This window comes from Streptomyces sp. KL116D (assembly GCF_030766975.1).
GTDB classification, from domain to species: domain Bacteria; phylum Actinomycetota; class Actinomycetes; order Streptomycetales; family Streptomycetaceae; genus Streptomyces; species Streptomyces longispororuber_A.
The window spans coordinates 83,427-92,356 of record NZ_JASERH010000015.1 but is presented as its reverse complement, the minus strand read 5'-3'; the positions used below and the strand labels follow the sequence as shown (position 1 = coordinate 92,356).

The window sequence follows — 8,930 nt, the reverse complement described above, 5'->3', positions numbered from 1 at the left end:
GCCGCTCTCGCCGGACACGGTCGCGGCCCTGCGGGAGCGGCTGCCGGCCGGGGCGGGCACGGCCAACCCGGTCGACCTGGCCGGGGCCGGCGAGGCGGATCTCGCCGCCTACGCGCGCGTGGCGGACGGTCTGCTGCACAGCGGCGACGCGGACGCGGTGGTCCTCACCGGCTACTTCGGTGACTACGCGAGCGCCAACCCGGCCCAGGCCGAGGACGAGTGCCGGGTCGCGCACGACCTCGCGGACGCCTCCCTCGCCGCCGGCCGCGCCCTGGTCGTCCACACGATGGCCCGGGACACCCCGGCCCTCGCCGTCCTGCGCGAGCGCGGCATCCCGGTCTACGAGCGCATCGAGCAGGCGGCGTCGGCCCTTGCCGCCGCGGCCGGAACGGCCGCCGCCGCACCCCGGCCGCCGGCCCCGCACACCGCGCCCACGGCGACGTACCCGCTCGGCGACGGCGGCTACGAGAGCGTCCGCGAGCTGCTCGCCTCCTACGGACTGGCCTTCCCCGCGGCCGAGTTCGTGACGGACGCGGACGCGGCCGTCGACGCGGCGCACCGCACGGGCTACCCCTTGGCGCTCAAGGCGATGGGGCTCGCCCACAAGACGGAGGCCGGCGGCGTGGCGCTCGGGCTCGGTGACGCGGGGGCGCTGCGCGCCGCGTTCGCCCGGATGCGGGCGGCCACCGGCGCGGCCCGCTACGCGGTCGAGGCGATGGCCACGCCCCCGTACGCGCGTGAGCTCATCGTCGGGGTGCGGCGGGACGCCTCGTTCGGGCCTGTGGTGATGGTCGGCGCGGGCGGGGTCACCGCCGAGCTGCACGCCGACACGGCGCTGGCGCTCGCCCCGCTCACCCCGGCACGCGCGCGTGCGCTGCTGTTGGAGCTGCGGCACGCGCCGCTGCTCACCGGGTGGCGCGGTGCTCCCGCGGTGCACCTGGAGGCGGCCGCCGCGGCGGTGTGCGCGGTGGCCCGGGCGGCCGCCGACCATCCCGAGCTGGCCGATCTGGAGGTCAATCCGCTGCTGGTGCATCCGGGCGGGGCGATCGCCCTGGACGCGCACGCGGTGCCAGTGCGCTGAGCCGCTCCGCGGTCTCCTCGTCGAGCGGCAGGAAGGCCTCCAGGCGCAGTTCGGCGAGGGTCACGTCCACCGCGGTGCCGAAGTGCGTGAGCGTGCTCAGCAGACGCAGTTCGCCGACCCGGGACCGCAGTCGCAGCGGCACCGCGAAGCCGAGGTAGTCCGGTCCGGCCCGCAGCGGCCGGCCCGGCACCAACTCCTCCAGTTCCGCCAGGAGTTGCGCCGTGCGCGGGTGCGGATTGCGGGCGGCCTGGTCGCGCAGCGCAGCGACGATGTGCCACCCCCACTCCTCCAGGTTCCCGATGCGCGGCGCGAGCCCGCGCGGATGCAGCAGCACGCGCGCGACGTTCACCGGCTCCGCCAGCAGCCGCGCGTCGGCCCCGGCGATCAGCGCGTGGAAGGCGTCGTTGGCGGCGACGAGGTCGGCGCCCCGGTCGATGATGACGGCCGGATACGGATGGTGCGCCTTCATGACGCGTTCCAGTGCCGTGCGGACCGGCGCCAGGTGCGGGTCCTCGAAACGCGTCTCCTTGTAGGCGGGTGCGTAACCTGCCGCGAGGAGAAGGGCGTTGCGCTCCCTGAGGGGGACGTCCAGCGCCTCGGCGAGGCGGACGACCATCCCGCGTCCGGGCGCCGAGCGGCCGCTCTCGATGAAGCTCAGATGGCGTTGCGTGGTGCCCGCGCGCGTGGCCAGCTCCAGCTGGCTGTACCGTCGCCGCGCCCGCCATGCGCGTACGGCTCCGCCGAGTTCCGCCCGTCGCGTCGTGTCCGTGGTCACCGGCCCGTGTCTACACCCCCGGACTCCCGATCGGCCATTCCCCAGGGGGAATTGAGGCCATGCCGGGCCCGGCGGCACAGTCCTGCCGTACCCACCCGACCGAGCCCGACCGAGCCCGACCGAGCCCGACCGAGCCCGACCGAGCCCGACCAAGGAGGAACCATGCCGCACATCGACGCGCGGGACCTGGCCGACCGCTACGCCGCCGTCTGGAACGAGGCCGACCCCGACCGGCGCCGCAAGGCCGTGCAGGACCTGTGGGCGCCGGACGGGGTCCATGTGCTGCAGCCGCCGCAGGAGATGCGCGCGGAGGCGGAGCGGCTCGGTTTCGCGGACGCGGCCCTCGTGGCGCGCGGCCACGACGAGCTGGAGGCCCGGGTGGCGCGCTCCTACGAGGAGTTCGTGGCGACGGGACAGTTCACGTTCCGGGCCGCCGGGGACTCCTCGGCCGCGCTGGAGGACGTCGTCACGTTCCGCTGGGAGGCGGTCGCCGTGGAGTCCGGTGAGGCCGCGGGCGGCGGGCTCGAGTTCGTGACCGTGGGCGAGGACGGCCGGATCATCCGCGACTACCAGTTCCCGGCGCTGTGACACCGGCGCGCGAGCGGCGCCGCGCACCCGCCCCGCACGCGTAGAAGACCAGCCCGACGCCGATGAACAGGGCGAGCGGCAGCACCTGGCTGAGGGTGTACTGGAGCCGCTCGCCGGCGAACGAGGCGGGCAGCGAGTCCGCCGCGCTGCCCGCCGTGCCGAACCAGCCGACGCCGAAGCCGGGCCAGATCAGCACGATCACGGTGAACGCCACGAACCCGGTGGCCAGCAGGCTGACGATCCACGCGCCGGTCCGGCCGCCGGGGACGGCGTAGGGGCGTGGCTGGTCCGGGTACGTGCGGCGCAGCACGGCGAGGCTCGGGAACGTGATGACGTACGAGATGAAGGTGGTGCAGATCGTCAGGCCGAGACCGGCCGCGAAGTACTTCTCGCCGTTGCCGCCGGTGAGGTTGAGGGCGACGACGAAGAGGACCGAGGCGAGCACGGCGGACAGCAGGTTCACCCGCACCGGGGTGCCGTGCTTCTCCGAGATGCGTCCGAGCCACGCAGGGCCCGCGCCGTCCGCGCAGGCCACGGCCTGGGCGCGGTGGGCGCCCATCGCCCAGGTGACGCCGGAGGTGAGCAGGCCGATGATCAGCCCTGCCGCGGCGACGCCGCCGAACACGGAACCGAGGCCGGTGAGGGTGACCGTGCCGTCTGCGGCGACGGACCCACCGTAGACGGTGAACACGGCCTTGCAGGCGTCGATGAAGCCGCCGAGGCTGCCGATCTCCCGGCCGGGCAGCACGAAGAGGATGCCGAGGATGGGGCCGCCGTACAGGAGCACGGCCGCGACGCCCGAGCGCAGGATGGACAGCGGGATGTCGCGGCGCGGGTTCTTCATCTCCTCGGCGGCGGAGCTGGGCAGTTCGAAGCCCACGTAGTTGAAGATGAGGACGGGGACGAGGGCGACGAAGCCCGCGTACGTGGGCGCGAACTCGCCCGCGGGCAGGGTGTGCACGCCGTGCTCGGCGGCGAAGACGACGACGGACACGAGGAAGAAGCCGAGCAGCACGATGCGGGCGACGGCGCCCGCGATGGGCACCCACTTGCCGATGCGCACGGACTGCACGACGGCGAGCGCGCCGCCCCAGATGAAGACGAGTCCGGCGAGGTACTTCCACGCGCCGGGCAGCGGTGTGAAGAACTCCTCCCAGGTGGTGAGGGCGATGATGCAGAGGCTGCCGCCCACCCAGACCGGGTTGGAGATCCAGTAGAGGAGCTGGTTGACGCCGGCGACGAGCCGTCCGAAGGCGAGCCGGGTCCACACGTAGGGGCCGCCCTGCACGGGGAAGGCGGAGCCGAGTTCGGCGACGAGCAGTCCGTAGGGCAGGAAGAAGACGAGGGCCAGGATCGCCATCCACGTCAGGCCCTCGGGGCCCTGCGCGGCGACGGAGCCGATGGTGTCGAGGCCGACGAGGGTGCAGATGAGGAAGAACAGCACGTCGAGGCGGCGCAGGTCCTTGCGCAGCCGGGAGCGTTGCTCGCCCCATCCTGCCGAGAGGTCGGGGGCGCCCGCGGCGGGCGGGGTCGGAGGTACGGGCGGCGCTTGGGTCACGGCGTGCTCCTGGCGGCGGGACTGCTCCGGCGGGGACGGCCCCTCCACCGAGTCGCCGGACCACGGCTATTGACTGAACGGCCAGTCAGTAGAGGGGGATGGAAGGGACTGTGGCGCGTGCGCCGAGAGGGTGTCAAGGGTCGTGCACGAAGCGGCTGCGGGGACCGCGCGCACGGCCCGGGGCGGCACGACGCGGCACGGGCGGCGGCCCGGCTGCCGGGTGCGGACGGGAACAACTAGGGTTGCGGCGTGACCAGAGTCCGGTTGAGCGTGGCCGAGCGGCGCGAGGAGCTGCTGCGGGCCGCCATCGAGCAGATCGAGGCGCGCGGTGTCGCCGCCGTGCGCATCTCCGACGTCGCATCGGCGCTCGGCGTGAGCAACGCGCTGGTGCTGTACCACTTCTCGACGAAGGAGAAGCTCGTCGCCGCGGCGTTCACGTACGCGGCCGAGGACGATCTGGCCCATCTGCGCAAGCTGCTCGGCCGCCGCACGACGGCCCTGAAGCGGCTGCGGGCGGCGGTGCGCTGGTACGCCCCGACCGGTCAGGCCAAGGGGTGGCGGCTGTGGATCGAGGGCTGGGCCGCGTCGCTGCGCGAGCCCGCGCTGCGCGAGGTGACGCGCGACCTCGACAAGCGGTGGAAGGCCGCGCTCGCCGAGGTCGTCGCGGAGGGGGTGGCGGCGGGCGAGTTCAGCTGTCCCGACCCGACGGCGGCGGCGCTGCGCCTCACCGCGCTGCTCGACGGCCTCGCGGTGCAGATGACGACGTACGACGGCGCGGTGTCGCGGGCCCGCACCCAGGAGTGGGTGGACGAGGCCCTCGCTCGCGAACTGGGCCTGGAGCGGGCGGAGTTGACGGGGACGGGCAAGTAGCCGGACGCGGCGCAACGGGCCCGCCCCCACGGCGCCGGTCAGTTCGGCTCGTACACCACCGTGACGGTCACCTCAGCTCGCAGATCGCCGCGCGTCAGTTCAGCTCGTACACCGCCGTGACGGTCACCTCGTCCTCGATCTCGCCCGGCGCCACCGGCACCTTCCCCGCCGACTCGTCGAAGGCGACGGCCGGGACCGGCACCGGGCGCGGCCGGCCGCCGGCGCTCTCGTCGAGCGAGACGAGCCTGCCGAGCCGGTGACCGCTCAGCCGGGCGTACTGGACGGCCTTGTCGTGCGCGTCGGCGTGTGCGGCCGCGCGGGCGCCGGCCCGCAGGGCGGCCGGATCGGCGACGTCGAAGACGATCCCGTGGATCCGGCCCGCGTCACCGGTCGCGTCGACCACGGCCTGGATGACGGCACCGGTCCGCCCCAGGTCACGGACCTTCACCGAGAACGTCTGCCCGGCCCGGTAGCCGGTGACCTTCGGCGCCGCGTCCGGCTCGGACCCGGTCGTGTACACCGGGGACAGGGAGAGGCTCTCGGTGCGCACGTCCCGGTCGGCGACCCCGGCCCCGCGCACGGCGGCGAGCAGCGCGTTCGCCGCGGTGTTCTGGGCGGCGAGCGCCGCCTTCGAGGTGGCCCCGGTCACCTCGACGCCCGCCGTGACGACGGCCGTGTCGGGTGCGGCGCTCGCCCGGCCCTCGCCGGTGACGGTGACGGTCGCGGGCCGGGGCGCCACGGCCGCGGTCGCGGGCGGGGCGCCCTGCGCGGCGACGGCGGGTACCGCGGGCAGCCCGACGGCGAGCAGGGCCGCGGCGAGGGCGGCGCGGTGGCGGATGCGTACAGGCATGGGATCGGGGTCCTTCCCGGTCGGCCCCGCCGGACGGCGGGCAGCCGACATCCCAGCACCCGGGCGGCGCGCCGCCGCCCACGCCACTCCGGCCGGTCACCTCACCGGCGCACGGACGGCGCGGACGCGCCGTTCAGGAGGCGGACTCCAGGTGTGCCTTGACCAGATGCGCCTTGATGAGGTGCGGGTCCACGAAGCCCTTCGCCTCGACCCGGTCCCCGGAGGACTCGCCGCGCAGCCGCCGCCCGATCCACGGCACCAGGAACTCCCGGGCCCAGTGGATGTCGTCGCGCCGCACCTCGAAGGTGCCGCGCGGCGGCAGCGGGGGCCAGGCCTGCTCCGGGTCGGCGGGCACGTCGATGCCGAGTGCCTGGCCGGCGCGGAGCGCGACGCGGGTGTGCCCCTCGGCCGAGAGGTGGAGCCGGTCGTCGTCCCAGGCCCTGCGGTCCTGGATGGACTTGAGGGACCACAGGTCGAGCATCGCGCACCCGTGCCGGTCGGCGATCGCGCGCACGTGCATGTTGTACGTGGCGATCTTGCCGCGCAGGTGCTTGAGGACGGCCACGTCGCGGGTGTCGAAGCCGGTGGCGACCATGACGGTCCCGGCGGCCTCGGAGAGCCGGACCACGGCCTTCTCGAAGCGCTCGGCCACGTCGTCCGGGTCGGTGCCCGGGCGGATGATGTCGTTGCCGCCGGCCACGAGGGTCACCAGGTCCGGGGCGAGTTCGATCGCGCGCGGGAGCTGGTCCTCGACGATCTGGTCGATGAGCTTGCCGCGCACGGCGAGGTTCGCGTACTGGAAGGTGTCCTCGGGAACGCGGTCGTCCAGGAGGACGGCGAGCCGGTCGGCCCACCCCACGAAGCTGCCGTCGGGTCCGGGGTCCCCGACGCCTTCGGTGAAGCTGTCCCCCACCGCCGCGTAGGACCGAATCGTGCCGCCGCTGAGTGATCTCGATTCGTTTGCCACGACCACACATCTTTCACCCTGGGATGTGACCTACGCGACCGTAACCAGGGGTTGACGAGTGGTGACAAAGCCCACTCGGCACCCGGGGAATAACCGGGTGCCGAGGGATCACAGCAGTTCGGGCGGGGTCAGACGGTGACGCCGTGCTCGCGCAGGTAGGCCAGCGGGTCCAGGTCGGAGCCGTAGCTCGGCGAGGTGCGGATCTCGAAGTGCAGGTGCGGGCCCGTGACGTTGCCGGTGGCGCCGGACAGGCCGATCTGGGTGCCCGCGCCGACGCTCTGCCCGGCGGAGACGCCGACCGAGGAGAGGTGGGCGTACTGCGAGTACTTGCCGTCGGCGTGCTTGATGACGACCTCGTTGCCGTAGCTGCCGCCCCAGCCGGCCGAGACGACGGTGCCCGCGGCGATCGACTTGACGGCGGTGCCGGTGGCGACGGTGAAGTCGGTGCCCGTGTGGTAACCGCTGGACCACATGGAGCCGTTCTGGTGGTACGGCGTGCCGACGGAGGCGTCGACGGGCTTCACGTAGGAGCCGGTGGCCGTCGTGGTGCTCGCCTGGGTGACCGTCGCGGTGGACGCGCCCGCCCCGGCCTTGAGCGTGAGCTTGGCGCCCGGCTTGATGTAGCCGGCGTCGGAGCCGATGACGCCCTTGTTGGCCTGGTACAGCTGCTTCCAGCCGCCCTCGACGTGCTGCGCCTTGGCGATCTTCGAGAGCGTGTCACCGGCCTTGACGGTGTACGTCGTCGCGCCGGCGGTGGCGGCCTGGGCGCCGGTGGCGCCGATGAGAGGCAGGGCGAGTGCGGCCCCGCCGACCGTGGCGACGGCGGCGGCCCGGGTGACGCGCTGGGACTTCGGACGGCGGTGCTTTCCCTTGGCGGGCATGGCGGATTTCCTCTCCGTCGCCTGCGAGGTGAGCTGTCGGGTTCGGACTGGAGATGTCCGGCCGGGCCCGCTGCACGAGCCCGGCTCCACCCCGAGCCGCATGGGGAATTCCCTCGGCGGCATGGTGCCTGTGGGTCCCCCGCTCCTGCCGTCACGGGTCGTTGTTCGGAGTCCGGGCGGTGGCAGGACTAGGCGTTCCGTCCGGATTGATTGGTGACCGTAAAGCAGGAGGAAAGGCGGCGACAAGCGCCGAATTCGCTTTTACCGGCGCTTTCTTGATCGTCTGGGAGTTCGCTGTGTCACCCTGCGTCGACCGTGCCGCTTTACCGGCGCCATACCTTCGGGAATTCCCCGGAGAGGAATGCCCGGCGACCGCCACGGACCGTCACCGCTATGAGCCTGCTCACGCACGTACCGGCAAACACCCTTGAACTGCGGACAGTTGACCCCGAAAACCCCAAATCGGACAGATGGTTGCCTCGGAAACCCATGTCGTATCGTCGGGAGCGCGACCGCCCGCGAGCAACGCGGGCGAACCGACCGGGAGGAGCCCCCCGTGACGCAGCACGCCCCGTCCACCGAGCCCGAACTCACCGGAGTGCGCAACTTCCGCGACGTGGGCGGCCTCCCGACCGTGGACGGTCGGCGCGTGCGCCAGGGAGTGCTCTTCCGCAGCGGACACCTCGCGCACGCCACGGCCACGGACGCGGCGTTCCTCTCCGGGCTCGGACTGCACACGATCTTCGACTTCCGCAACGCGGCCGACCAGAAGCTGGAGGGCGCCGACGTCGCGCTGCCCGGCGTCCGCAACGTGAACCTGCCGCTGACCGACCCGGCCGACGGCGCCGAGTTCTGGGAGATGGTCCGCGACGGCGACATAGAGCAGCTGCGTTCCCTACTCTCCGAGGGCCGCGCGGCGGACCGCATGATCACCTCGTACCGCACGATCATCAGCCAGCGCACCGCCGAGCACAGCCGGGTCCTGCACGCGATCGCCGAGGACAGCGTGCCCACGCTCATGCACTGCGCGGCGGGCAAGGACCGCGCGGGCCTGTCGATCGCGGTGACGCTGCTCGCGGTCGGCGTGGAGCGCGACGCCATCGAGGCGGACTACCTGGAGTCGAACGCGAAGCACCGCCGCTACCGGGTGCACCGCAACAACAACACGGCGTCCGACGCCTACTCCCCCGAGGTCATGGAGCTGCTCAGCCCGCTCTTCGACGCCCGCGCCGAGTATCTGCACGCGGCCTTCGAGACCATCGAGCAGACCTGGGGCAGCACCGACCGCTACCTCGCGGACGGCCTGAAGCTCAGCGCCGCCACCCGGGACCGGCTGACCGAGCGCCTGCTCGGCTGACCG

General features: G+C 73.4%; 9 protein-coding genes and 1 riboswitch. Of the genes, 4 read left to right on the top strand and 5 right to left on the bottom strand.

Features of this window, described 5'->3' with window-relative positions; all coding sequences use genetic code 11:
* Positions 1-1,081: acetate--CoA ligase family protein (locus tag RBJ77_RS05760; protein ID WP_372343975.1), on the top strand; the 1,081-nt coding region annotated here is incomplete at its 5' end.
* On the opposite strand, the gene RBJ77_RS05755 is transcribed toward RBJ77_RS05760, so the two are convergent.
* Positions 1,014-1,856 (bottom strand): helix-turn-helix domain-containing protein, encoded by an 843-nt coding sequence (locus RBJ77_RS05755; protein WP_372343974.1) that lies wholly within the window; start codon positions 1,854-1,856, stop codon positions 1,014-1,016. The genes RBJ77_RS05760 and RBJ77_RS05755 overlap by 68 nt on opposite strands.
* A gap of 162 nt (positions 1,857-2,018) precedes the next feature.
* Between RBJ77_RS05755 and RBJ77_RS05750 the strand changes: the two genes are divergently transcribed.
* Positions 2,019-2,444 (top strand): hypothetical protein, encoded by a 426-nt coding sequence (locus RBJ77_RS05750; protein WP_372343973.1) that lies wholly within the window; start codon positions 2,019-2,021, stop codon positions 2,442-2,444.
* Here RBJ77_RS05750 and RBJ77_RS05745 read toward each other — a convergent pair.
* Positions 2,413-4,002 (bottom strand): APC family permease, encoded by a 1,590-nt coding sequence (locus RBJ77_RS05745; protein ID WP_372343972.1) that lies wholly within the window; start codon positions 4,000-4,002, stop codon positions 2,413-2,415. The genes RBJ77_RS05750 and RBJ77_RS05745 overlap by 32 nt on opposite strands.
* Before the next feature lie 249 nt (positions 4,003-4,251).
* On the opposite strand from RBJ77_RS05745, the gene RBJ77_RS05740 reads away from it, so the two are divergent.
* A complete protein-coding gene (locus RBJ77_RS05740) occupies positions 4,252-4,872 on the top strand; it encodes a TetR/AcrR family transcriptional regulator (protein ID WP_372343971.1) in 621 nt (206 codons plus the stop codon).
* Positions 4,873-4,966: 94 nt separating this feature from the next.
* Here RBJ77_RS05740 and RBJ77_RS05735 read toward each other — a convergent pair whose 3' ends face one another.
* The 3 genes from RBJ77_RS05735 to RBJ77_RS05725 all read right to left on the bottom strand — a co-directional run bounded on the left by RBJ77_RS05735 (position 4,967) and on the right by RBJ77_RS05725 (position 7,570).
* A complete protein-coding gene (locus RBJ77_RS05735) occupies positions 4,967-5,722 on the bottom strand; it encodes an SIMPL domain-containing protein (protein WP_372343970.1) in 756 nt (251 codons plus the stop codon).
* A gap of 133 nt (positions 5,723-5,855) precedes the next feature.
* Positions 5,856-6,689 (bottom strand): SGNH/GDSL hydrolase family protein, encoded by an 834-nt coding sequence (locus tag RBJ77_RS05730; RefSeq protein WP_255967398.1) that lies wholly within the window; start codon positions 6,687-6,689, stop codon positions 5,856-5,858.
* Positions 6,690-6,817: 128 nt separating this feature from the next.
* Complete coding sequence (locus RBJ77_RS05725; protein ID WP_372343969.1) at positions 6,818-7,570, bottom strand: peptidoglycan DD-metalloendopeptidase family protein; 753 nt, start codon at positions 7,568-7,570, stop codon at positions 6,818-6,820.
* A 5-nt stretch (positions 7,571-7,575) separates the two neighbouring features.
* Positions 7,576-7,759: riboswitch (cyclic di-AMP (ydaO/yuaA leader) on the bottom strand.
* 367 nt (positions 7,760-8,126) lie between these two features.
* Between RBJ77_RS05725 and RBJ77_RS05720 the strand changes: the two genes are divergently transcribed.
* Positions 8,127-8,927 carry a tyrosine-protein phosphatase gene (locus RBJ77_RS05720; protein WP_372343968.1) on the top strand — a complete coding sequence of 267 codons (801 nt, stop codon included), beginning with the start codon at positions 8,127-8,129 and terminating at the stop codon, positions 8,925-8,927.
* Positions 8,928-8,930: the final 3 nt, after the last annotated feature.